This window comes from Collinsella sp. CLA-ER-H8, from assembly GCF_040092335.1.
GTDB lineage: Bacteria > Actinomycetota > Coriobacteriia > Coriobacteriales > Coriobacteriaceae > Collinsella.
Genome location: NZ_JBBNLU010000007.1, coordinates 60636 through 84852, shown reverse-complemented (window position 1 = coordinate 84852; position 24217 = coordinate 60636). Strand labels below are relative to the sequence as shown.

General features: G+C 60.9%; 13 protein-coding genes and 1 other RNA gene. 4 read left to right on the top strand and 10 right to left on the bottom strand.

The window, feature by feature from the left end; genetic code table 11:
* The first annotated feature begins 5 nt into the window (after positions 1-5).
* Positions 6-2564 carry a bifunctional 23S rRNA (guanine(2069)-N(7))-methyltransferase RlmK/23S rRNA (guanine(2445)-N(2))-methyltransferase RlmL gene (gene rlmKL / locus AAAX72_RS06160; RefSeq protein ID WP_349129575.1) on the top strand — a complete coding sequence of 853 codons (2559 nt, stop codon included), beginning with the start codon at positions 6-8 and terminating at the stop codon, positions 2562-2564.
* A 94-nt stretch (positions 2565-2658) separates the two neighbouring features.
* On the opposite strand, the gene AAAX72_RS06155 is transcribed toward rlmKL, so the two are convergent.
* The 5 genes from AAAX72_RS06155 to AAAX72_RS06135 form a co-directional block, all read right to left on the bottom strand.
* A complete protein-coding gene (locus AAAX72_RS06155; protein ID WP_349129574.1) occupies positions 2659-3372 on the bottom strand; it encodes a response regulator transcription factor in 714 nt (237 codons plus the stop codon).
* A gap of 4 nt (positions 3373-3376) precedes the next feature.
* Entirely contained in the window at positions 3377-5002 is a 1626-nt protein-coding gene (locus AAAX72_RS06150; protein ID WP_349129572.1) for an ATP-binding protein, read from the bottom strand.
* Positions 5003-5114: 112 nt separating this feature from the next.
* A complete protein-coding gene (locus AAAX72_RS06145; RefSeq protein ID WP_195363687.1) occupies positions 5115-5309 on the bottom strand; it encodes a hypothetical protein in 195 nt (64 codons plus the stop codon).
* Positions 5310-5369: 60 nt separating this feature from the next.
* On the bottom strand, positions 5370-7397 hold the full coding sequence (locus AAAX72_RS06140; RefSeq protein ID WP_349129570.1) for a KUP/HAK/KT family potassium transporter: 2028 nt from the start codon (positions 7395-7397) through the stop codon (positions 5370-5372).
* A gap of 159 nt (positions 7398-7556) precedes the next feature.
* Positions 7557-8432, bottom strand: coding sequence for a nitroreductase family protein (locus AAAX72_RS06135; protein WP_349129568.1), 876 nt, complete (start codon positions 8430-8432; stop codon positions 7557-7559).
* Between the two features lie 213 nt (positions 8433-8645).
* On the opposite strand from AAAX72_RS06135, the gene AAAX72_RS06130 reads away from it, so the two are divergent.
* On the top strand, positions 8646-10946 hold the full coding sequence (locus tag AAAX72_RS06130; protein WP_349129567.1) for an LTA synthase family protein: 2301 nt from the start codon (positions 8646-8648) through the stop codon (positions 10944-10946).
* 678 nt (positions 10947-11624) lie between these two features.
* Here AAAX72_RS06130 and AAAX72_RS06125 read toward each other — a convergent pair.
* From AAAX72_RS06125 to AAAX72_RS06110, 4 genes are all read right to left on the bottom strand, one after another.
* Entirely contained in the window at positions 11625-15713 is a 4089-nt protein-coding gene (locus AAAX72_RS06125; RefSeq protein WP_349129565.1) for a fibronectin type III domain-containing protein, read from the bottom strand.
* A gap of 802 nt (positions 15714-16515) precedes the next feature.
* Positions 16516-17067: a flavodoxin family protein BilS gene (gene bilS, locus AAAX72_RS06120; RefSeq protein WP_349129563.1), complete on the bottom strand. Its 552-nt coding sequence runs from the start codon at positions 17065-17067 to the stop codon at positions 16516-16518.
* Between the two features lie 127 nt (positions 17068-17194).
* Positions 17195-19054, bottom strand: a complete 1860-nt coding sequence (locus AAAX72_RS06115; protein ID WP_349091432.1) for an ABC transporter ATP-binding protein — start codon at positions 19052-19054, stop codon at positions 17195-17197.
* Positions 19055-20911 (bottom strand): ABC transporter ATP-binding protein, encoded by a 1857-nt coding sequence (locus AAAX72_RS06110; protein WP_349129561.1) that lies wholly within the window; start codon positions 20909-20911, stop codon positions 19055-19057.
* A gap of 215 nt (positions 20912-21126) precedes the next feature.
* Here AAAX72_RS06110 and AAAX72_RS06105 point away from each other — a divergent pair, with 215 nt between their 5' ends.
* Positions 21127-22194, top strand: a complete 1068-nt coding sequence (locus AAAX72_RS06105; RefSeq protein WP_349129559.1) for an LPXTG cell wall anchor domain-containing protein — start codon at positions 21127-21129, stop codon at positions 22192-22194.
* 300 nt (positions 22195-22494) lie between these two features.
* Positions 22495-23541, top strand: coding sequence for an LPXTG cell wall anchor domain-containing protein (locus AAAX72_RS06100; protein WP_349129558.1), 1047 nt, complete (start codon positions 22495-22497; stop codon positions 23539-23541).
* Positions 23542-23891: 350 nt separating this feature from the next.
* Here AAAX72_RS06100 and ffs read toward each other — a convergent pair.
* Positions 23892-23987: signal recognition particle sRNA small type (ffs, locus tag AAAX72_RS06095), an RNA gene on the bottom strand.
* Positions 23988-24217 lie beyond the last annotated feature (230 nt).

Below are 24217 nucleotides of genomic sequence, written 5' to 3'. Positions count from 1 at the left end.
CACCCATGGAATTTTACGCAAGCTGCCCTGAGGGCTTTGAGTCCGCACTCGCCGATGAGCTTAAACGCCTCGGGCTTTCGCATGTTCGCCGGCTGAAGGGCCGCGCTACATTTGAGGGCGAGCTCGAAGAAGGCTACCGCGCCTGTCTGTGGTCGCGCCTGGCGAGCCGTGTGTTCGTGGTACTCGGGCGCTTTGAGGCGCAGGACGCCGACGAGCTGTACGATAGCGTTTACGACATCGCCTGGGAGACCGTCATCCGCCCCGGCGCCACCATTGCCATCACCGCCCGCGGCGTGACCGAGCAGCTGCGCAACACGCGCTTCTCGGCCCTGCGCGCCAAGGACGCGCTGTGTGACCGCCTGGCCGAGAACACGGGCCGTCGCGCCGACGTCGATGCCGCCGACCCTGACGTTCACCTGCTGCTTTCGCTGCGTCAGCGTCGCGCGAGCATAAGCCTGGACCTTTCGGGCGACCCGCTGTTCAAGCGCCTGCCGCCCGCGGCGACCCGTGCCGGCGAGGGCGCGCACGTGTTGCGCCCCGACTACGCCGCCCTGGTGCTGGCGCAGGTCGGCTGGACCGCACTGTGCGAGCGCGAGCTGACGGCCGACAATTACGAGAATGAAGCCCTTCCCACGCTAATCGATGCCTCGTGCGCCGGCGGCGGCCTGTTGCTGGAAGCCGTGAACATTCTGACCGACCGCGCCCCGGGCGCCGCACGCGAGCGCTGGGGCTTTGAGGGCTGGCAGCTGCACGACGCCGCCCTGTGGGAGCAGCTGCTTGCCGAGGCGCGCGAGCGCGAGGCGGCAGCGCGCGAGCGCCAGGCGCGCATCGTGGCCGTAAACATCGACCCCGCCGCCCGCAAGACTGCCGAGCGCATGGCCAAGTGCGCCGGCTACAAGCGTTTTGTCGACTTTTGTGCCGCCAAGCCCGCCACCGTGCTGGACCATGCGGGCGCCGTCGCCGGTGCCGCCGTGGTCGCAGACATCACCGAGACCCCGCTTTCGCTCATGCACGACGCCATGACGCTGGTCGGCGAGTTGCGCCGCGCGCCCGAGCTCGCTTCGGCACCGGTCGCCGCGCTCACCCGCGACGGATTGCTGGCCCGCGCGCTCCACGCCGAGCCCGAGCGTTCCATCGCCGTCATGCCCAATAACGAAGAGGCAACTATTGAGGTTTGGCCCTCGCTCGACCACGCCGCCGCGGCATTCGAGGCTGCGACCAGCGCAAACGCCGAGGAACAGTCCACGGACGCCGAAGGCGAAGCCGCCAACACCCCCATGTCCGAACCTGCCGCCACGCTCGACTTGGGCGACGGCAAGCCGCTGCCCGTGCTCATCCCGGAGTCCGAGCAGTTCGCCAACCGCCTGCGCAAGAACGCCCGTCTGCGCCGCAAGTGGGCCAAGCGCGAGGGCGTGAGCTGCTACCGCGTCTACGATGCCGACCTGCCCGACTACTCCGCCGCCATCGACCTGTACGAGGGCTGCCCGCAGACGCCGGGCCGCTGGCTCGTCATCGCCGAATACGCCGCGCCCAAGACCATCGATCCCGCACTTGCCCAGGCCCGTATGCTCGACATCTTGGCCATCGCGCCGCGCATCCTAGATGTTCCCGCCGAGCATGTGCACGCCAAGGCCCGCATGCGCTCGCGCGGCGGCTCGCAGTACGGTAAGCAGGGCGCCGGCAAGGGCGGCTCGGGCGAGCGCGCCAACATCGCGCGCCGTCGCCTGCCGCTCATCGAAGAGGGCGGACTCACCTTTGCCGTCAACTTTGACGACTATTTGGATGTGGGCATCTTCTTGGATCACCGCGTCACCCGCAACCTGGTGCGCGAGCACGCCAAACAGGCACGCCGCTTCCTCAATCTGTTCGCCTATACCGGCACTGCCACCTGCTACGCGGCAGACGGCGGCGTCGAGGAGACCGTGACGGTCGACCTTTCCAACACCTACCTGGACTGGGCCGAGCGCAATATGCGCCAGAACGGCTTTGTTGGTCCGCAGCATCACTTTGTGCGCGACGACGTGCTCGCCTGGATTCGCGACCAGCGCCAGACGCGCAACCGCTGGGACCTGATCTTTGTCGACCCGCCCACGTTTTCGAACTCGTCCAAAATGGGCCGTCGCACCTGGGATGTCCAGCGCGACCATGTTGAGCTTTTGGCCGGCGTGTCGCGCCTGCTCGCACAGGGCGGGCATGCCATCTTTAGCTGCAACCTGCGCGGCTTCCGCCCCGAGACGCGCAAGCTCGCACGCGCGGGCGTCGTGTTGGAAGACATTACGGCGCAGACCATCCCCGAGGACTTCGCACGCAACCAGAAGGTGCACCATTGCTATATCGTGCGCCGCCTGCCCATCGAGGACGCCATGGCCGAGGTCGGCTTTAGCGCCGAGGAAATTGCCGAGCGCGTCGAGGAGCTGCGCAACCCCGAGGCCCGCAAGCCTCGCGCAACGGCGCCCGCGCACGCGCAGGCCGGCAACGGCAAGTCGAACTTTGCCGGCAAACCCTCCCCTGCCGGCAAGCCCAAAAAGAAGAAGTTCTACGCCAGCAAGCCCAAGGGCAAATAACAAAGTTGCGGTGGAATATGGACTGCTTTGCCAGGAATTAGGCAAATTTAGACCGTATTTCACCGCAACTCATAGTGGGATGGCGGACGCCGTCCTACCCTTGGGTGACCAGGCGATAGCCGATACCCACGTGCGTTTGGATATAGCGCGGATGCGCGGGGTCGGACTCAATCTTCTTGCGCAGCGTGCCCATAAAGACGCGCAGGCTCGCCAGGTCGCTCTTAGTTGCCGTGCCCCAAATCTCGTGCAGGATAAACTGGTGCGTCAGTACCTTGTCGGCGTTATGCGCCAGCAGGCACAGGAGCTTATACTCGATCGGCGTCAGATGCAGTTCCTCGCCATTCATCGTGGCGATGCCGGCATCAAAATCGATATGCAGCTCACCGGCATCGAACGAGCCCTCAGAGGAAACACCGCCCGTTTGCGCATACGAAAGGCGTCTGAGCGTCGTGCGAATGCGCGCGAGCAGCTCCTCGACCGAAAACGGCTTGGTCAGGTAGTCGTCGGCGCCGGCATCGAGCGCGCGAATCTTGTCCGCATCCTCGCTGCGCGCCGAGACCACAATAATCGGCATACCCGACCATGCGCGCACCGATTCCACCACCTTGACGCCGTCCATATCGGGCAGGCCCAGATCGAGCAGCACGATGCTCGGCGCCTGCGATGAGGCGGCGGCGATGGCGGCATGGGCGGTCTCCACGGCCATATGACGCAAGCCGTGCGCCTCGAGCGCGGCAACAATAAGATTGCGAACGGCGGGGTCGTCCTCAACGACCAAGATGAGCGGTTTTACGGCAGAGTTCGGCACAGCGCTACTCCTTATCAAACGAAACGTCGGCGGCGGGAAGTTCAATCGTAAAGACCGAACCGTGCGGGTCCGCCGCGGCAACCTCTATGCTACCGCCATGTGCCAACGCAATGGAACGGCAGAGCGAAAGACCCAGGCCAACGCTGCGGTGGCTGTCGGCCAGACCATGGTTGGCGGTATAGAACGACTCGAAGATCCGCTCGCGATCCTCGGGCGCAATGCCCGGACCGTCATCGGCCACCGAGCACGCCACGCGTCCATCGTCGACGCCAATCGAAATCACGATATGCGAGCCTGCGGGCGTATAGGTGATGGCGTTGTTCACCAGATTGACCACCAGCTGCACCATCAGGCGCGCATCGACGTTGACGAGCGCCGGCTCGTCGCACGGCACCACCTTAAGATCGTGCTCACGCACGGCCGGACTTACGTGGCGCAGCGCCTCCTCGACGATATCGTCCATGAGCTCGAGCGTGGTCGACAGATGCATGCCGCCACCCTCGAGCTTGGTGATAGCGAGCAGATTCTCGACGGTGGCGTTGAGCCACAGCGCATCCGAGCGAATGGATAGAAGCAGGCCGCGGCGCGTCTGGGCATCGAGCACCGCGGTGCCGGTCGAGCCCTGGTCGAGCAGCACGTCGGCATTGCCCGAAATACTGGTGAGCGGCGTGCGCAGGTCGTGCGAGATGGAGCGCAGCAGGTTGGCGCGCAGCTGTTCGTTTTTGGCAAGCACCGCCGCCTCCTCGCGGGCCTCCATGGCGCGGGCGCGATCGAGCGCCAGCTCGCCTTCGCTCACGATGGCATCGGCAAGTGTCCGCTCCTCATGCGTCAGCACGTCGGGCTCGGCAACGATAGCCAGCACGCCCACCACCGAGGCGGGGTCGCCCGAGCGCGCGAAGCCGTCGCCTGTGCGAACCGTCAGGTAGATGCCATAAAACGCCGAGCCGCCATAGGTGGCATCGAGCGGCGTTCCCACATAGGCGGACGCCGAGAGCCGAGGCGGCATCTGCGGCGCCAGTTCGTGCACCGGTGCGGCATCGCCCACGGCCGTGTAAGTCGCGCGTGGCAGCAGGTCATCGCCCTCGGCGTCGGCGCTGTACCACACGACCGGGCAGCCCGAAAGACGCGCCAGCTGCGTGGCCATGGCGTGAACGATCTGATGCTGACCGGCGCACCGCTGCAGCATGCGGTTGGTCTCGAGCACCATATGCGTGCGGCGGTCGCTGGCGGCAGCCTGTGCCAAGGCGCGGCGCAGGGCCAACGCAATCGAGCTCGACACAAGCGAGACCACGAACATGATGAAGAACATGCCGGGATAGCCGCGGTCGATAAGCGACAGCGAGTAGCGCGGGTCGACAAACAAGAAGTTGTAGAGCGCCACGGCGGCAGCCGAGCTCAGCAAGCAATACAGGCGACTCCAGGTAAAGAATGCGCACAGCTGAACGGCGAACACATAGACGATCATGATGCTCGGCGCGAGACCCGGATGGTCGAGCAGCGCGCCCACAATCGTCGCCGCGACCAGCAGCCCCACCGATACGCAGGCGTCATACAGAGGAGTGCGGCGCGTCAGCGTTGTGCGCCGCCACCAAAAGCTATCGGCAATATCGCCGTCCGTACGGACGTCCATCAGCGTCCCGCCCCTCTCTCAAAAACAAAAACCACCACAAAGGGGACAGGCACCTTTGTGGTGGTTTCCCTTGTGGTGGTTCCAAGTGTATAGCCTTTGCAACCGGCGGTCGCTAGACAAACAGCACGTGCGCGAGCAGGGCACACACGCACACCGCTCCAAATACCAGTGCCACGATCGAGATCACGCGGTCGGCCATATCCATGTTGGCACGGTTCGTAAGGAACCGATCTTCGGCGGCGTCGACACGCGCCTCACGCACCATTTCGACCACCGCCTCACGGCCATCGAGCGCCTTTGTATCCATGTTTACCTCCCCGGCCTCATGCTTATCCATCAAAAACCAACTCCGTGTAGCCGCCGACGTCTACGGCCGCTCGTTGGGGGCCAGGCGCTGCATCTTGTTCACGGCCTTGAACTTGGTGAACAGCGGCACGTACTCAAAGCTCACGTTGGAGTTCTCCAGGCCGTACCAGCGTGCAGGGGTGCCGGCGGCGCGGCGGATGATGTACTTGAGCGTGATGGCCGTACGCTCGCTCGGCTCCACATCGCTTTCAGGCGCCAGAAGCTTACGAATCAGGACGAACTTGAACGTACCGATGTTGCCCGGATCCTTGTAGACCGAGTAGTCATGCGTCTGCGCCGGCAGCTCGCCGGTGGCAGCCAGGTCCTGAACGACCTGACGCAGATAGGCATTGACGCGCTGGTTAATCTTGTAGCCCAGGTACAGATGCACGCGGAACACGTAGTCGGTGCCGAACGTCTCGACCGAATAGGCAAAGGTATGCGGCTCGTCCATGGTCTCGACATTCACGAACCACCAGGCGCGGGCGCGCTTGGGATGCTTGTCCAAGATCGAGTAGACGATATCACGGTCGATGTAATCGGTATGGGTGTCCTTGGTCAGGTACACGACGTTGTCGCTCAGGCGCTCGTAGCGATCGTCATCGCGCAGGCGCTTGAGCTGCGGCAGGTAGCTGCGCAGCGGCAGCAGCGTAAACTGGCGCTGCTCAACAGCCGTGCCGTTGTACCAGCACACCATGATGCCCATGATGAGTGCAGCCATGAGGATGGTGAAGTAGCCGCCGTGGAAGAACTTGGTGAGCGAGCTCACGAAGAAGAAGCCTTCGAGCAAAAGGAAGAAGGCTGCGAAGATCCACGGAGCAACCTTGAGCTTGCGCTCCTCGTGCAGGTAGAAGAAGAGCAGCAGCGTGGTGCACATCATTGTCAGCGTAATGGCAAGGCCGTAGGCGGCTTCCATATGCGCCGAGTTCTGGAACAGCAGTACCACGATGACGCAGCCGACAAGCATGACGTTGTTGACCATGGGGATGTAGAGCTGGCCCTTGGTCTCGGCAGGGTAGAAGACCTGCATGTGCGGCATGAGATCCAGACGGCTGGCCTCGGACACCAGCGAGAATGCGCCGGTGATGAGCGCCTGCGAGGCAATGATGGCCGCGACGGTGGAAAGGCCGACGGCAAACGGGCGCAGGCCCGGGGCGAGCATCTGGTAGAACGGGTTGAGGTCGGCAATGCCCATGAGCTCGGGGTTGGCAGCGTTGTTCATAAGCCAAGCGCCCTGGCCCATATAGGAAAGCAGCAGGCAGCACTTAACGAACGGCCAGGTAGCGTAGATGTTGCCGCGGCCGACGTGGCCCATGTCGGAGTAGAGCGCCTCGGCACCGGTGGTGGCGAGGAAGCAACTGCCCAGAATCATGATGCCCGCGTGGTTGTTGGGGCTCAGCAAAAAGGCGATGCCGCGCACCGGGTTGAGGCACAGCAGCACGGCGGGGTGCTGGAAAACAAAGAACAGACCCGTGCCGCCCAGGAACAGGAACCACAGCGTCATGATGGGGCCAAAGGCGTGACCGATCTTGGCCGTACCGATGCGCTGTACCAAGAAGAGCGCGATGATGATGGCGAGCGTAATGGCGACGACGCGGCCTTGGTCATCGCCCAGCACGGCATGGACCGCGGGGATGGTGCGCAGGCCCTCGATGGCCGTGGTAACGGTAACGGCCGGCGTCAGGATGCCGTCGGCGAGCAGCGCGGCGCCACCCAGCATGGCGGGGATGATGAGCCATTTACCGCAGCGCTTAACCAAGCTGTACAGGGCAAAGATGCCGCCCTCACCATGGTTATCGGCGCGCAGCGAGATGAGCACATACTTGATAGTGGTCAGCAACGTGACCGTCCACACGACAAGGGAGAGCGCGCCGAGCACGAACTCCTCCGTGACGCTTCCGATGCCGCCGTTGCCGGCAACGAGCGCCTTGGTTACATACATAGGGCTGGTGCCGATATCGCCGTACACCACGCCCAGCGTGACGAGCATCGCCGAGATGCTCACAGGAATCGCAGCGTGCGAGGCTGCCTCCTTGGCCTTTTGTTCCATAAGCCGGTTTCCTCCCAACTTTAATGTTCGAAGGAATTATAGGTAATCGGCCCATGTTTGAATGGCACTGTTTTCCCAGCTAGATAAAGATTTATACAGTCTTTAGGCTACCGCGGCGATATGGAATGTGACAAAGGGACTGTCCATTTGTCACATTCGTCATTTTCCAAGCCAGTTTTTGAACCACCACTCCATGGAGCGGCTCATCTCGGCCATAAAGGGGCTCGCGTGCTTGCGAGTGTAGATATCCACGACGCGCTCCCCCACCTCGCGAGCATGCGGACGGAACATCGCATCCATCTCGGCCACCTGCGCATCCATGGTCGCGATATCGGCGCGACGATAGCGCTCCTCGTGCACCAGGTTCACCACGGGGTGCGCGATTGCCGGGCGCTCCTTACGGGGCGTGCCGATGATGAGCATCGACAGCGGCATGGTATAGGGCGGCAGATCAAGTAGCTCGGCAACTTCCTCGGCATTCTCGACGATATCACCGATATAGCAGCTCCCCAGGCCCAGGGCCTCGGCGGCAACCACGGCGTTTTGCGCGGCGATCACGGCATCCTGAGCCGCGATGGCAAAGTCGCCCAAACCCGGCGCGCGGCGGGGCGCCTTGCCCGTGCGCTCGACAAACTCGGGCTCAAAGCAGCCCACGTGCTCAAACAGATCGATCCACTTGGCATAATCGACCACAAATATTAGTGCCCAGGGCGCCTTGGCAATCATGGGTTGGTGGTCGCACAGGTCGGCCAGGCGGTCGAGCGTTGCCTGCTCGCGGATGCTCACGATGGAATACATCATCATGGCGCCCGCCGACGGCGCGCGACTCGCCGCATGCAAAATCGCCGCACGCTGCTCGTCGGTCACCGCCACGGGACGGTCGTCGTCATCACGCGCGAAGGCACGCGTGGAGGAACGGCGCTCCAACGTGTCCAGCACCGCATTGCCCGTCGTCTCGACCGGATAGCCGCACGTATCCACGCCCGCAGCTCCGCCGCAGTACTCGGCGCCCGTCATACAAACCTGCTCGCTCATCGCCCTACCCTCGCCATTTCTTTAAAAAGCCTTTACGTTTCCGTGTAATTCCCGTCCATTATCGCGCAGGTCGCCACTACATTGCGCCACACCGCCACACGTGCGCGTTAATATGGCTGGTTGTTGTGCGCAGACACCAATTGCAGCGCATATCTTGGTAACAATCGGGTAAACCCCCGCTTTCGTACGTTTTAGTTTGTGAGGAGTCTCAGCATGTTCGCTGCCGCCATCTCGCTCGTCGGTCTTGCGGCGACCGTCTACCTTGTCTTGCGCGAGGCCAAGGCCATTCGCGCTCAGTCGGGCACCGTTGCCAAAAGCGCTCTTGGGTGGAGCGTCGCCTTCGGCCTGTTCCAGCTCTTTTTGACCATTTGGGGCGCCATTGGCCTCGTCGCCCAAAACGAGCCGCTCGCCTTTGTGATGCTCATCCTGACCAACGCCATCCTCACCGGCTGCGCTTGGGCCAGCATCGCACGCGACCGCATCGCCCCGCGCGTCTTTGCGTTCGCCGCGCCCGACGCCCCCGCTCCCACCGGCAAGCTCGCCCGCCTGCGCGGCGCCTTTGTGGGCAAGCCACTCGTCGCCGCCGTGCTGTGCCTGCTGCTCGCCGGCGTCTTTGCGCTGCTAGGCATGGAGGTATCGTCCAACCACGACTTTACCTGGGTCTACCCCCTGTGCATCCTGCTCGAGTGGGCCATCATCACCACGCTCATGACCGGCCTGTTCTTCCTGTTCCAGCGCCACGGCGCAGCTCCCGCGGTCCTGGCCTTTGCCCTCTTTGTCCTGGGCATTGCCGAGTTCTTCGTCATCACGTTTAAATCCATGCCCATCCAGCCGGGCGACCTTTCGGCCATCTCCACCGCCGCCGCGGTCGCCGGCACCGGCTACACCTTCTCGATCTCACTGTTCTGCGTGCTGTCCATGGGCTTTACCGCCATCGCCATGCTGCTGTGCGAGTACGCCGGCCTGGTGGCACCGCACCGTCAGAAGGGCGCCGCCAACGCCAAGCGCATGCTGCTCACCAACCTGCTCGTCGCCGTGCTGTGCCTGGGCGGTGTGACCGCGCATGTCACCCTCATCGACTACTACAACACCCTCGGCATCACCGTCTACACCTGGCGCCCGCTCGAGAGCTACTGGCGCGAGGGCTACCTGCCCGCTTTCATTAGCGCAGCGCAGTCCATCAAGCCGCCCAAACCCGCCGACTACTCCGTCGACGATGCCAAGGCCACGCTCAAAAAGTACGCCAAGGCCTACGACAAGTCCGACGCGGCCGAGAGCGACGAGCGCGCCGCCGCAAAGGAGCAGTTCGACAGCGAGAAGCCCACGGTCATCGCCATCATGAACGAGACCTTCTCGGATCTTTCGATCTACCAGAACATGCGCGCCGGCTACGAAGGCCCGCAGTACTTTAAGAACCTGTCCAACTGCCTCAGCCGCGGCAAGCTCTACGTGAGCGCCTACGGCGGCGGCACCGCCAATACCGAGTTTGAGTTTATGACCGGCAACTCCATGGCCAACCTGGGCTCGGGCGTGTACCCCTACACCATCTACAACATGGAAACGACCGGGAACCTGGCAGAGCAGTTCAAGTCGCTCGGATATTCCACCACGGCCATGCACCCCAACCACGCCACCAACTGGAACCGCGAGAACGTCTACAAGGACTTTGGCTTTGACCAGTTCCTGTCCATCAACGATTTCCAGGGCGCCGATACCCTGCGCGGCATGGTGACCGACCAGGCTACCTACGACAAGATTCTTGAGATGCTCAACCAGAACGCCGATCCGCAGTTTATCTTCGACGTGACCATGCAGAACCACTCGGGCTACGATACGGGCCTGCTGCCGGTCGACAAGCAGATGCACCTGAACATCGACACGACCGATCTGGACGCCAAGACCATCGAGGACGGCACGCTCTCCGATGTCGACGAGTACGTCTCGTGCATCGAGCAGTCCGACCAGGCGCTGCGCTACTTCCTCAACGCCTTGAGCAAGCTCGACCGCAAGGTGGTCGTGGTGTTCTGGGGCGACCACCAGCCGTTCTTCCCGTCCAAGTTCAATGACAAGTGGTTTACCGGCGAGGACGACGCTACGCATCAGGAGCGTCTCTGGCAGACCGACTACATCATCTGGGCCAACTACGACGTTGCCGGCTGCGACCAGACGAGCGAGACCGACGACCTGTCCACCAACTACCTGTCCACCCAGCTGATGCAGCTGATCGGCGCCCCGCTGACCGACTACCAGAAAGCGCACATGACGCTGCGTAAGTCGCTGCCCGCCATCAACTCGGTGGGCTACGAGGACGCCAGCCTGCGCTGGGCGCTCTCCTCCAACGTCACCGGTGACGACGCCGCTGCCGCTGCCGCAACCAAGGCGCGCGAGGATTACGCCAAGATGCAATACTACGAGATGTTCCGCGACGGCAAGAACGTGTACACCGAGCACTTCCAGACCGAGGCCAACGAGACCGACCCCAACCTGGCACCGGGCACGACCAAGATCAAGTAGCAGCGCGTCTTAACTGGTTCGTCTGCCCGGCGACGCGGAACGTAAGGTTCCCTGCTCGGACAGTCCTGCGCAAGACGAAGGCCACATTAAGTGGCCTCCTTTGCGTGCGGAACTCGCGATGAACCTTACATACCTCCGCCCGGACAGACGCCCTGTTGTTGGAGCGTGGCTTGTCTTGGGTGTATCGCCGAACATATATAAGTTGAAGGCCACGTTATGTGGCCTTCTTTGTTTGCGGAAAGTGTGTCCCGGAATTCTTGTCTGGAATGGGATGCAGTTTCCGCTTGGGACCCGATTGGGAAAGTGTGTCCCACTATTCAGCTGGATTCCGGGATGTATTTTCCGGTTGAGGCTCGTTGGGAAAGTGCGTCCCACTTTGGGGGCTGATTCTGGGACGTGGTTTCCGGTTGGCTCTCATTGGGAAAGTTCATCCCATTTCTCGGCCTAATTATGGGACGCAGTTTCCCGTTGAGGACCCTTTGGGAAAGTGCGTCCCGGTCTGGGCGCTCAAACTGGGATGGATTTTCCGGATGAGGGCTTGACGGAAAATGTGTCCCGTTCCGGGCGCTAATTGTGGGATGCAGTTTCCGCTTGCGGAGTCTCCACTCAACAGAAAACCCGGGTGGCCTGTTTTTTGGCTACCCGGGTTTTTGGGTTGTCGATATGTTCGACTGGCTACTAGTGGGTCTTGCGGCGCTTGATCAGCATGATGAGGGCTATCACTACGAGCGTTGCTCCCGCCGCTGCTGCGGTGGCGACTAGGGCGAATGTTTGGTCGCCGGTGTTTGCGAGGTTCTTCGCTGTGGTCGTAGTCTTGACCTTGGTGTCGGTCTTAGCTCCGTTGTCGGACTTGGGCTTGTCCGGGTTCGTCGGGGTCTCAGGAGTCTCGGGGTCCTTTGAGCCTTCGGAATCGGTTGGGCCGGCGGTGTTTACCAGCGTATGGTCCAGGAACTTCTTGGCGCCCGCACTTGCCTGTGAGAACAGGCGGCGCGTGCGGATCGGGGTGGCGTTCACCGTTGTGGGCGCCGTCTCCTCGGCCTCGATATTCACGAGCGTCGTGCCGGTGTCGAGGCCCACGTCGATGTATCCCACGTGGCAGTAATACTGCGCACCGTCATCGTCTGCGGTCAGGTCAATCTCGAGCTTTGAGGCCCTTCCAGCCGCGAGGTTGCCATCGGCACCCACGAGCTTAAACTCTGTCTCGCCGCGGCCCTTGCGGTACCACATATAGGTCGGTGCCAGCCCTGTTTCGCTATCGTCGGCACCGAGTTGCTTCACATGGCCAATCGCCGAGAGCGTCAGCTGGCTTCCCGCCGCGCGCTCAACCGAAGAGTCGTATCCAAGATCCGACCCCTCCGCAGCATCCGCCGCAGGTCCGCTCACGGTCATCGTCATGCCATCGGGCATGGTCTTGACCGTGATGATTGCCGAGCGAATACCTGTTTCGGTCGTGGATCCATTCTTAACGGCGGCGATGGCGAATCGATACTCCGTATTGGGCTGCAGCCCATCCCACTTGAGCGAGGTCTGCGTGTTGTCGGCAATCTTCCAGCTATTGACGACCGCATCCGCCGCATTGCTCTGCAGCATGCCCACGCCGTAGCTAAAGCCACTCTTGTTTGCGAGTACATCGTCCCAGCTAAACGTAACGCTGGTCGAATCGACGGCGTTTGCCGTAAAGCCCGTCACGGCCGGCGCGTCGGGCATCTCGACGTCCTTAACGTCATAGCCCACGATCCAGAACTGGTCGGTGTCCTTGGTGCCGAGCTTGTCGCCCGAGTCTGCCTCGAACTTGTCGACATCCACCGCGTTGACGCCCAGACGCCACACAAAACCGTACTTGCCCTGCGCGGCCTCGGGCAGGTTGTCGACGGTGCCGCCGTATTCGGTCGATTCACTCGAGGAGTTACCCGTAGTAAAGCCGGCGTTGGCACCAAAGCACAGGCCGCCAAACAACTCGTGCTTTGCGAGCTTCGCGCCCATGACAACGCTGCCGTTCAGCGTCAAGCCGAGCTCGAGCTCCTGCTCCTTGCCCTCCTCGACTTCGATGGTCTGCTCAATGCTCGCCCCCGACTGCGCGGCGGCGCCGTTAAACCCATCGTGCGTGTAGGCGCGCGTTACGCCAGGCTTGCCCAGGCCAAAGGAATCCCCAACGGGAGTCTCGCCGTTGAGCGTCGTTTGATAGGTTCCGGGTTCTCCCGACCGGTTGGTCAAAAAGTAGCTGAGCGGCGTCATATTGTGCTGTTTGGCAATGCGGTCATAGGCCTCGACATTAACGACCGAGGTCTGCGCGCCGAGCGACACGGGCGCCGCCATCACGCCCTTGCCACCAGTTTCCTCATTTTCGATCTCATACTCGTAATAGACCATCGGAATCGTGTAGAGCACGGCCTTGTCACCCTCGCCGGCATGCGACTCATAGCTTACGCTTGCGCTGACCGTGCGCTCGCTCCGGTAGTCATAGCATCCCTCGGCGGCAAAATCGACTGAAGCATTCATCGCGACCAGGGGCGGACCGGTCTGCACCTCGACGGCAACGCCCAACTCGGCGCCAATGGTATAGCCCTGGGATGTCCCCGTGCCCTTTTCCTCTCCGTATGACGTGCCGCCCAACACCAGATAGCCGTATGCCTGCTCCAGATCCTCAACATAGGGCGCATCCTGCAGCACGGCAAGCACGCGCGGGTTGGTATAGACCTTGTAGCGGTCCTTGTACGTGATCTTGACGCTGTCGTTGTCGACATCGGGCAGCGCGAGCGAGATAAATGTGCCGTAGGTAGTGCCGCGACGGTTGCTCTCGCTAATCACCTGCTCCTCGCCGCGGCGCACCTTTCCGTTCTCGTCGAGCGAAAAATGCGAGGCGGTCATCCAATAGTAGTCATCGTTCTTGCGCAGGTCCTCGTCGCGGTGCTTGCCCACCACGGCGATAAAGCTCTCGTTATAGCGGTCCGAACCCGAGACGCTGCCCGCCTTGACGTCGCTGATCCACACCTGCTCTATACCCTTGTGGTCATGCTTGTTGCTGCTGTTGTATTGCTGACCGCTCATGCTCATGGTTCCGACCATGGACCCCAAGCCCTGAGCCCCGCTCTGTGCCGTGTTGCAGGCAAAGTCGCGGAACACATCGCCGCCCACGAGCACCTCGTCGACCGCCAGCTGCTCGGACAGGCCGTCAAGGTTGGCAGTGGCAAGGGCAATAGGCGCCAAGGTGCACGGATAGCGCTTATCCTGAGCGCTATCCTTCCATGCGCTGTTGGGCACATGCATCAGCCCATAGGAGGCGAGGAGCCCGTCTCTGTATTCCTTACAATCGGAAAGCTTGAACTCGCCAGACTCCGAGTCAAAATACGCGTAGCGGTACAGCGCGCCGTACAGCCCCTTGCTGCCGTCAGAAGCGCCGTAATCAAAAGCGCTGCGTTGCCAGTCATAGCCCGCAAGAATAAGGCCCGTGACGGTTTCACCCGTCTTCTTTCCTTCTTCATCGTAGGCGGCAAACGTGCCGAACGTCGCATTCGCAGCGACCATGGTCTTGCCGTTCGCGGAGAGGGAGATTGCGCCCGCGTCGCCCAGAGCATCGACATGGACGAGCGCACCCTTGGATGCATCCCACGAAAACAGCTCGCAATGCGTCGACTTATCAATATTCTTCTTGCCGTAGGGTGCCGAGACCACGATGGCGAGGTCATCGCAAAAATCGCGATCGAGGTCGCCGGCCGCTAGCGAAACGACAGGAGCTGACTGAAGCTGCGTCCAGGAGTCGTTCCCGCCCTTGTTGTGCGTGGTGTAGTCCGCGGCGTTACCGGCATCGATCTTGACGACGCTTTGCTTCCAGTTGCCGCCCTCCAAGTCATACATGTCGACTACAGCCTTGCGCACGCCGTTCTCGTCGACATAGCAACCCGCGTAGACAAAAAGCTCGTCGACGCCGTCGCCATCGACATCGCCCGCCTCGACATCAAAGACGGCGTCGTGCTCTTGCAGGTAACCGGCATCCAGGTACTTAAAACGGCCTTCGTACATCATATTAGTGTTGACCGTCACCGGCAGGTGTGTGTCGAGAGTGCGCGTACGCCCGTTGCTAAACGAGTAGAGGACCAGCTCAACCTTTCCGGCGTATGACTTGCCGTCAATCGTCGTGGAGGAACTGTCGCCGTAGGCACGGAGCTCGGCAACGCGGCTCTTTTTGCCCGTACTGGCGTCGCTGCAGAACTCAACACTCGTGGCGTGAATGCCCGAGAAACCGTTGTTGTCGTTGGCGAGTACTGTTGAGGACTCATTGTTGCTTAGGTACGACCAGGTGCCGCCACCGTAGTCGCTATGCTTGTAGAGATCGCTGTTCGTATCGAAGTTGTTGACGTTTTGCCAGAACTTTGCGGCGCCCCACACACTTCCATAGCCATCGGTGAGTTTGCTGCTGCCGCCAATGTCACCGCGCTCGACGTTCTCGAGCTTGTCGCGCAGAGTGTAGCGATTGCCATGGCTACCGTTAGCTGCCATATAGACCTCGCTGCGCGTGGCAAACGTCGTGGGGGTATCAGTGGAATAGGGGCCAACGGCATCGGCCGGAATGTCCTCGCTCGTGCCCAGACCCAGGGCTTGATAATCCTGCTCGGTCATATCGGTGATTGCGGGCGCGTCTGCCGCCTGGGCAACCTGGGGCGTGGCCGTGAAGCAGGCGACGCTCGTGGCGATCAACGCAGCAAGCGCCGCCGTCCCAACAAGCGGGATTTTCGACAGCCTACGGATACGGGGGTGTGGAACGTACATGAGGGACCTCGCTTTATTCGAGTGGAGTGGACTCATTTTTGCAAATGATACATCCGATGCCCGATATCACGTGTCTCATTTTCGCCAACGGCGTGTCTCATTTTTGAGAATCCGAGATGCCGCGGAAATCTTATCCCAGCTCAAAGGCCATTTCTGGGATGTATTTTCCGTCGAGTGCCTCATCGGGAAACTGCATCCCATTTCAAGCGTCGATTCTGGGACGCATTTTCCCCTTAGACCCTCAACCGGAAACCGCATCCCACTTTGAGCGCAAATTCCGGGATGCATTTTCCGCTTGAGCCTCATTGGGAAACGGCGTCCCACTTTGAGGGCTGATTGTGGGATGCATTTTCCGGTTTTGCTCTCATTGGGAAAATGCATCCCGTTTCTTGACCGAATAATGGGACGCAATTTCCCGTTGGAGCGCCTTTGGGAAAGTGTGTCCCACTTCGACCGCCCAGAGTGGGATGCATTTTCCGCAAAGCACCTCAACGGGAAACTACGTCCCATTCCAAAGGCAAATTCCGGGACGCATTTTTCGAAAGCCTGCCCATCCGGAAAGCCCGTCCCACTTTGGACGCATCCGGGCACGGAACCATCGACCTATCAGGCCTCCCATCAATAAAGAGGCGTCCTCCCGGACGGCGGGGCACGAAGTTCATCGCGAGTTCCGCACGCAAAGAAGGCCACTTAATGTGGCCTTCGTCTTGCGCAGGACTGTAGAGCAGGGAACTTCGTGCCCCCGACGCCCGGGAGGACGTTTCATTTAGAAAGATGGACCGACCGCCGTCAGCGATGGGAGCTACTCCCCCAGCACGGCCTTTTTGGCGGCTGCAGCCATGTTGTCCAGATCTTCCTTGGTGGGATGGTCCTTCGCGGCAACCCAGTTGTCGAGCAGCATCTTATAGCGAGCGTTGTCGGGATCTTGCTCGAGCATGGCCTCGTAGCGCTGCTTGACCGCGGGGCCCATCTTGCCCTGGCACATCGCCCAGCCCGCAAGCTCGGCATCCCCAGCCAAATTGGAAGTTACGCGGTCGATAATCTGCTGATAGTAGCTCTGGTCGGCCCCAAAGCCGCAGGTGCCAAACAGGAACACGCGCTTACCGTGCAAGGCGGAGAGCAACGCCGCGACCGAAGGCGTGCACGCGCCCTTGTCGCACCAAAAACCGACGAGCACCGTGTCGGCCGCGCAGGCGCCCTGCGCCTCGAGCGCAACCTGATCTGCATCCGCATCGTCGCTCAACGCCGCGGCATGGACAAACTCAACACCCGCAGCCTGCAGCGTACGCTTGATCGCACCCGAAACCATCCTGGTATTACCGCTCTTGCTGTTAACCACCAAAGAGCACGTCATAGTCACGTTGCCTCGTTTCCCCCAAAACTAAAGCCACTAATGCAATTTATTAGATGAATATCTTAGTACTAACGTGACAGATGTAAACCACCGTCTGTCGATTGATTAATTTGCCCCACGGGCTTGCTTACTGGGCGAATTGGCTGCGGTAGAGTTCGGCGTAGAAGCCGCCTGCCGCTAGCAGCTCGTCGTGCGTGCCGCGCTCGATAATCTGGCCGTCGCGCATCACCAAAATGCAGTCGGCGTTGCGGATGGTGCTCAGGCGATGCGCCACGACAAAGCTTGTGCGACCGGCCATGAGCTCATCGAATGCCGCCTGCACCTGCAGCTCGGTGCGGGTATCGATGCTCGAGGTCGCCTCGTCCAGCAGCAAAATCGCCGGGTCGGTGAGCATGACGCGTGCGATGCACAGCAGCTGTTTTTGACCCTGGCTAAACGTGCCGCCGTCCTCGCCGATCACCGTATCGTAGCCGCCTGGCAGCTGCACGATAAACTTGTGCGCGTGCGCGCGCTTGGCCGCCTCGACAACCTGTTCGCGCGTGGCATCGGGACAACCGTAGGCGATGTTTTCCGCCACCGTGCCCTCGAACAGCCAAGTGTCCTGCAGCACCATGCCAAAGGCGCGGCGCAGGCTTGCGCGCGTGTAGTCACGCGAGGAACGGCCATCGACCGCAATGCGACCGGCATCGATATCGTAAAAACGCAGTAGCAAATTGATGAGCGTCGTCTTGCCACAGCCCGTAGGACCGACCAGGGCAAAGCGCATACCGGGCTTGGCATCGATGCAGATATCCTGCAGCAGCTTGCGGTCGGGCACGTAGCTAAAGTCCACGTGTTCAAAAGTCACCTCGCCCTGCGGGGCGACAAGCTCTACAGCGTCCGACGCGTCGGGCTCCTGCTCGCGCGCATCGAGCAGCGCAAACATGCGGCGCGCCGAGGCGTACGCGGTCTGGATCTGCGTAATGACGTTGGTGACCTCGTTGAACGGCTTGGTGTACTGGTTGGCGTAGGACAGGAAGATCTGCACGCCGCCCACCGTAAGCGCCGCGGGCACGCCCGTGATCACGCCCACGCAGCCGATCACAGCGACCACGGCATAGATGATGTTATTGATAAAACGCGTACCGGGGTTGGAGAGCGAACCCATAAACTGCGCGCACTCGCCCGCGGTGTAGAGCTCGGCATTGAGGGCATCGAAGCGCTGCTGAGCGTTGGGGCCATAGGCAAAGGCGTCGACAAGCTTTTGCTCGCCCACATACTCCTCGATATGACCACCGAGCTGCCCTTGAATGCGCTGCTGAGCCGTAAAGCTCTTGTTGGAGAGCTTGGCAATAGCACCGGCAGCAAAGATGGAAAGCGGCGTGACGAGCACCACCACGAGCGTCATGGTCAGGTTAATGGAGAGCATAAACGCGAGCGTGCCCACGATGGTGATAACGCCGGTGAAAAGCTGGGTAAAACCCTGCAGCAGGCCGTCACCCACCTGATCCACGTCGTTGACCACGCGGCTCATAAGGTCGCCGTGGGCATGGCTGTCGATAAAGCTGAGCGGCATACGGCTGAGCTTGTCGCTCGCCTCCACGCGCATGTCGCGCACCGTCTCGTAGGACAGGCGGTTGACGCAGTAGCCCTGTAGCCACTGGAAGGCCGCAGCACCTACGACGACAATCGCGAGCTTGGTAACGAGCGGCAGCAGTGCGTCAAAGTCCACCTGCCCGGCGGCAACGATCAGGTCGATGCCCTCGCCGATGAGGATGGGCGTGTAGAGCTGCAGAATCACGGAGATGGCGGCGCTCACAAACGACGCAACAAACGAAATGCGATGCGGACGAACGTAGCCCAGCAAGCGGCGGGTCACCGCACCCACGGGATAGCGCTCGGGATCGCCGGGCTGGCGCGGACCGTCGCCCAGGTCGTTGAGGTTATCGTTACCGGACACGTTGGCCGTCATCGTGGCGACCGAACCGGAGGAAGTGTACGGATTCATTTAGCATCCCTCCTTTGCGCAGACGGATGCGGGGGCGGTCGGAGCGGACGCGGGCGTCGTGCTCCCCTGCTGGCCCTCGAGCTCCTCGCGGCGCAGCTGCGACTGACAAATCTCGCGATAGAGCTGGCAGGTCGCGTACAGCTCGTCATGCGTGCCCAGGCCCGCAACCGAGCCGTGGTCGAGTACGCAGATCATGTCGGCATCGCGAACGGTCGAGACACGTTGGCTCACGATGACGGTCGTGAGCGGCAGCCCGCCCTCGGCGGCACCGCGCACACTGCGCTCGCGGATGGCATGGCGAAGCGCCGCGTCGGTCTTAAAGTCGAGCGCCGAGGCGGAATCGTCCATGATCAATATCTGAGGCGAGCCCACCAGGGCGCGCGCGATGGTCAGGCGCTGGCGTTGGCCACCGCTGAAGTTCTTACCGCCCGCCTCGACCGGGGCATCGAGCCCCTGCGGCTTGTTGCGCACGAACTCGCTCGCCTGCGCCATGTCGAGCGCCGCCCAGAGTTCCTCGTCGGTTGCCGCCTCATCGCGCCAGGTCAGGTTGCTGCGGATGGTGCCGCTCACCAGCGACGCGCGCTGTGGAACGGTCGCGACCACACGGCGCAGCTGGTCGAGCGGCCAGGTGCGCACGTCGGCGCCCATCACGCTCACGCTGCCGGTACTCGCATCGTACAGGCGCGGGATGAGCGAGACGAGCGTCGACTTACCGCTGCCCGTGCCGCCGATAATGCCGAGCGTCTTGCCCAGCGGCAGCTCCAGGGTCACATCGTTGACGGCGTTGGCAGCGCCGGCGCCAAACGAGAAGCTCGCATGGTCAAAGCTCAGCGCAGGGACCGGAACAGCGCCACCCGTCAGGTCGCTCGGCTCAGGCAGCGCGACCGGCTGGTTGCCCTCGTCAGCGATGCTCGGCACGCAATTGAGCACCTCGTTGATACGCGACGCGCTGGCGCTCGCCTTGGTAAAGACCACGACCAGGTTGGCGACGTACACGATGGAGGTGAGCGTCTGCGTCATGTAGTTCACAAACGCCATGACCTGACCCTGCGTGAGCTCGCCCACGTTGACCTGGATGCCGCCCACCCACAGGATGGCGCACACGCCCAGGTTCATCACAAGAAACGTGACGGGATTAAGGATCGACGAGAGCTTGCCCACCGCGATGGCAGTATTGGCCTGGTCATCGGCGGCTTGGGCAAAACGCTCGCGCTCGTGGTCCTCACGCACAAAGGCGCGAACAACGCGGGCGCCCGAAAGCCCCTCGCGGCAGATAAGCGCGATGCGGTCGAGCTTTGCCTGCAGCTGCCTGTAATACGGGATACAGCGCGCCATGACAAACCAAAACACCAGGCCGATAGCGGGCGTGCAGATCAAGAAGATCATGCCGAGCTTAAGGTCGATGGCAAGGGCCGCGCACATAGAGCCCACCGCCAAGAAGGGCCAGCGGATGAGCATGCGTACGCCCAGCGCCACAGCGAGCTGCACCTGGTTGACGTCGTTGGTGATGCGGGTGATAAGCGACGGCGTGCCAAAGCGGTCGAGTTCGGCATAGCTCAACTTGTTGATGTGCTGGTAGAGCGCACCGCGGATATCGGTGCCCATGCCCTGCGAGGTGAGCGCCGCCATCTTTTGGCAGACGAGCGTAAACGAGATGCCGATCACAGCCATGGCGCCAAGTACCATGCCGTAGTGGATAACGGCGTTGACATCGTGTGCGCCAATACCCTTATCGATCATCTGGGCAATCACCAACGGCGTCAGCAGGTCAAAAATCACTTCGATCAGCTTGCACGCAGGGCCGATCACCATATACCGGCGAAACTTGCCACCAAAACGCCTGAGCAGCTCAATCATAAAAAGGCGCTCCCTATCATCATTCACACTCAATTCGAATCATGATAGTACGGTGAGCCCAAAAGACGAGTAAACAACTCGCCATTTCTAATGGGATTCGGTTTCCAAAGAAGCGGAGAGGCACGCGCACACCCAGCCAGTGTCGGGTCGACCGCCTGATATACTTACATTAGTGCTACCAAGTTAGTCGCCGACCCTTGAAATGAGGTGCCGAGATGAACGACATTCTCGCAAGAAGAGCAAGACGAGCAACTGTGGGCATCGCCCTTTCCGCGGCACTTGTCGCGGGAATCGCCCCCGTAACGGCGATCGCTGCAGAAACCAGCGCCCCCACCGGTGCGGCCGTTTCGCAGACGAGCGCCGCCAACGGCAATTCGGGCGCCCCGCAGACAGAAGACGCGGCCGCCGCAAAAGAAAAAGCGTATGCAGCCATGCAGGAAGCGCTCAAAAACCTCGAGGCCGCAAAAAACGCCGCAAGTCCCGAGAAAATTGCGAGATTCAATGATGACATTACCCGTTTTCAAGAGTACCGCGAAAAGATGGCGGCGCAAGCCGCCGAAGGGAGGGAACTCCTTCCCACCATGCAAGCGGACATCGATGCTGCCCAAGCCAAATACGACGGGGCCATCAACCGGGTAAGCGAGCTCCAGGCAGAATTAGAGAAGAAACATGAGATGCTTAAGACACTCGAAGCACTCGGCTACAAGGAGTTTGTCGAAACTACTAAACAGCAAATAAAGCAGTTGCACAGTGAGATCATATCGGCAAAAACGCACGTAAACTATTGCGAAACGGAGCTCCGCGAGTTCCAGTACCGCCTCAGAAGAGAGGAAAGACGAGTTAATGACTGTGAACGTGCTGTAGAGAAATATAAAGCCGATATCGACCGGTTCACAGCCTGGCGAGATGCGCTCCTCGACAATTTGAAAAAAGCGCAAACGGCCTATGACGACGCCTGCAAGGCATACGAAGAGGCGAAAGCCGCGGCAGATAAGGCCACCTCGCCCGAGATAACGAAACCGACCGAGACGACGCCTCCCTCCGGCTCAACGCAACCCGCCGAGGCGACACCGCCCGTTGCCTCACCTGCAACCGGCAAAGACGCCCTACCAAGCTCCACCAAGCAGGCGAACTTGAGCAGCGGCAAGCAAGCAGATACGACCGCCGGCAAGCTCGCGAACACGGGCGACACAGCACCGAGCGCAATAGCACTCGCAGGAATCGCCGCCGCAGGCCTCGGAATAACCGCCACAGCCACACGCCGCATCAGGAACTCAAAATAGCTGCCAGCGGTTATTGTCTTCGCCAATCCACAAGCCAAGAGACAAAAAGAGGTCCGTTTCCCCAACCCAGGGAAACGGACCTCTTTACTTGAAAAAACAAATGGTAATGCCGCCGTCTCTTGAACCACGCAGCCATCAATGCCCAGACAACACCAGCAAGCCGCGTTCCTTAAGGGATAGATTTAATGGCTGTTAATCAAGGGGCATACGCGCACGCCCGATCAATGGCGGGCAAACCGCCTGATATACTTACATTAGTGCTACCAAGTTAGTCGCCGACCCTTGAAATGAGGTGCCGAGATGAACGACATTCTCGCAAGAAGAGCAAGACGAGCAACTATGGGCATCGCCCTTTCCGTGGCGCTTGTCACAGGAATCGCCCCCGCAACGGCGATCGCGGCAGAAACCAGTTCCCCCACCGGTGCAGTTGCCTTGCAAACGAATGCAGCAAGCGACAATCCAGCGGCCTCGAGCGAAACCCTAGCTGCCGAAAAAGACAAAGCGTATGCAGCTATGCAGGAAGCACTCAAAAACCTCGAAGCCGCAAAAGACGCCGCAAGTCCCGAGAAACTTGCGGAAATCGATGATGACATTGCCGCATTTCAAGAACTCTACGACATGGTGGTGGCGGAAGCCGCCAAACGGAGGGAACCCCTTCCCGCCATGCAAGCGAACGTCGATGCAGCCCAAGCCAAATACGATGAGGCCCACAACCGGACAAGCGGCCTTCAGGCAGAATTGAATAAGGCACTTGAAGCACTCGGCGACGAGGAGCCCAGCACAGCTATTAAGGAGCAAATAAAGCAGTTGCGCAGTGAGATCATGTCGGCAGAAAGGCGAGAAGAATCTTGTGAAGATGATCTTCACCGCTACCAACGCCGGCTCGAAAGCCAGGAAAAACAGGTTCAGTATTTCGAAAGTGAGGCAGAGGAAGCTAAAGCCCACATCGACGAGGACATAGCCAAGCGAAATGCGCTCCTCGGCGATTTGGAAAAGGCGCAAGCGGCCTATGACGACGCCTGCAAGGCATACGAAGAGGCGAAAGCCGCGGCAGACAAGACCACCTCGCCCGAGATAACGAAACCCGCCGAGACAGTGCCTCCCTCCGGCTCAACGCAACCCGCCGAGGCGACACCGCCCGTTGCCTCACCTGCAACCGGCAAAGACGCCCTACCAAGCTCCACCAAGCAGGCGAACTTGAGCAGCGGCAAGCAAGCAGATACGACCGCCGGCAAGCTCGCGAACACGGGCGACACAGCACCGAGCGCAATAGCACTCGCAGGAATCGCCGCCGCAGGCCTCGGAATAACCGCCACAGCCACACGCCGCATCAGGAACTCAAAATAGCTGCCAGAGCATTCTGCCTTCACCAATCCACAAGCCCAGAGACAAAAAGAGGCCCGTTTCCCCAACCTAGGGAAACGAGCCTCTTTAACTGCAAAAATTCAAGCAACAGCACCGCCGCCTCTTGAACCACGTAGCCATCAATGCCCAGACAACGCCAACGAGCAGCATTCCTTAAGGGATAGATTTAATTAGGCTAACGCGCCTTTACGGGTGATTTTTGGACGATGCGGTCCCGGTGCCGGCGGGCTGTTTGGTAGTCGAGCGATCCCGCAGGCAAAGCCGAGGACCAGCGAGACACCAAACACCTCGCCGCCGGCCGGGCCATGTCGCGGCACCAAAAAACGCCCGTGCGCTCGATGGATTCGGATGCCCGACAGAGGCTCCTTATGGCTGCTTCCTTCCGGACCTGACCAGATTCGGAACATGTCGTCATCCGAACCCATCGAACGCGCTAGGCGCTCGGTATATCTTACCTGCTCCCGCCCGCCAGAGCAAGGTAGCTAATTTGGGACGGAGCTTTTTTGACTACTTTTGCAGCCCGATTGCCAGAGCAGCCAATGAGTAGTCAAAATAGTCCCATCCCAAAATGACCGGCTTGGTGCCGCACCACAGAAAGGGCCCATCTACTACGTCTAGGCCACAGGGGTCGACCATAGCCGACTTTTTCGAAAATCGG

Excerpts from the sequence above, each read along its gene's own strand:
- rlmKL (WP_349129575.1), top strand. The coding sequence starts at position 6 with ATGGAATTTTACGCAAGCTGCCCTGAGGGCTTTGAGTCCGCACTCGCC.
- AAAX72_RS06150 (WP_349129572.1), bottom strand. The coding sequence starts at position 5,002 with ATGGACGTCCGTACGGACGGCGATATTGCCGATAGCTTTTGGTGGCGG.
- AAAX72_RS06145 (WP_195363687.1), bottom strand. The coding sequence starts at position 5,309 with ATGGATACAAAGGCGCTCGATGGCCGTGAGGCGGTGGTCGAAATGGTG.
- AAAX72_RS06140 (WP_349129570.1), bottom strand. The coding sequence starts at position 7,397 with ATGGAACAAAAGGCCAAGGAGGCAGCCTCGCACGCTGCGATTCCTGTG.
- AAAX72_RS06135 (WP_349129568.1), bottom strand. The coding sequence starts at position 8,432 with ATGAGCGAGCAGGTTTGTATGACGGGCGCCGAGTACTGCGGCGGAGCT.
- AAAX72_RS06130 (WP_349129567.1), top strand. The coding sequence starts at position 8,646 with ATGTTCGCTGCCGCCATCTCGCTCGTCGGTCTTGCGGCGACCGTCTAC.
- AAAX72_RS06125 (WP_349129565.1), bottom strand. The coding sequence starts at position 15,713 with ATGTACGTTCCACACCCCCGTATCCGTAGGCTGTCGAAAATCCCGCTT.
- bilS (WP_349129563.1), bottom strand. The coding sequence starts at position 17,067 with ATGACGTGCTCTTTGGTGGTTAACAGCAAGAGCGGTAATACCAGGATG.
- AAAX72_RS06115 (WP_349091432.1), bottom strand. The coding sequence starts at position 19,054 with ATGAATCCGTACACTTCCTCCGGTTCGGTCGCCACGATGACGGCCAAC.
- AAAX72_RS06110 (WP_349129561.1), bottom strand. The coding sequence starts at position 20,911 with ATGATTGAGCTGCTCAGGCGTTTTGGTGGCAAGTTTCGCCGGTATATG.
- AAAX72_RS06105 (WP_349129559.1), top strand. The coding sequence starts at position 21,127 with ATGAACGACATTCTCGCAAGAAGAGCAAGACGAGCAACTGTGGGCATC.
- AAAX72_RS06100 (WP_349129558.1), top strand. The coding sequence starts at position 22,495 with ATGAACGACATTCTCGCAAGAAGAGCAAGACGAGCAACTATGGGCATC.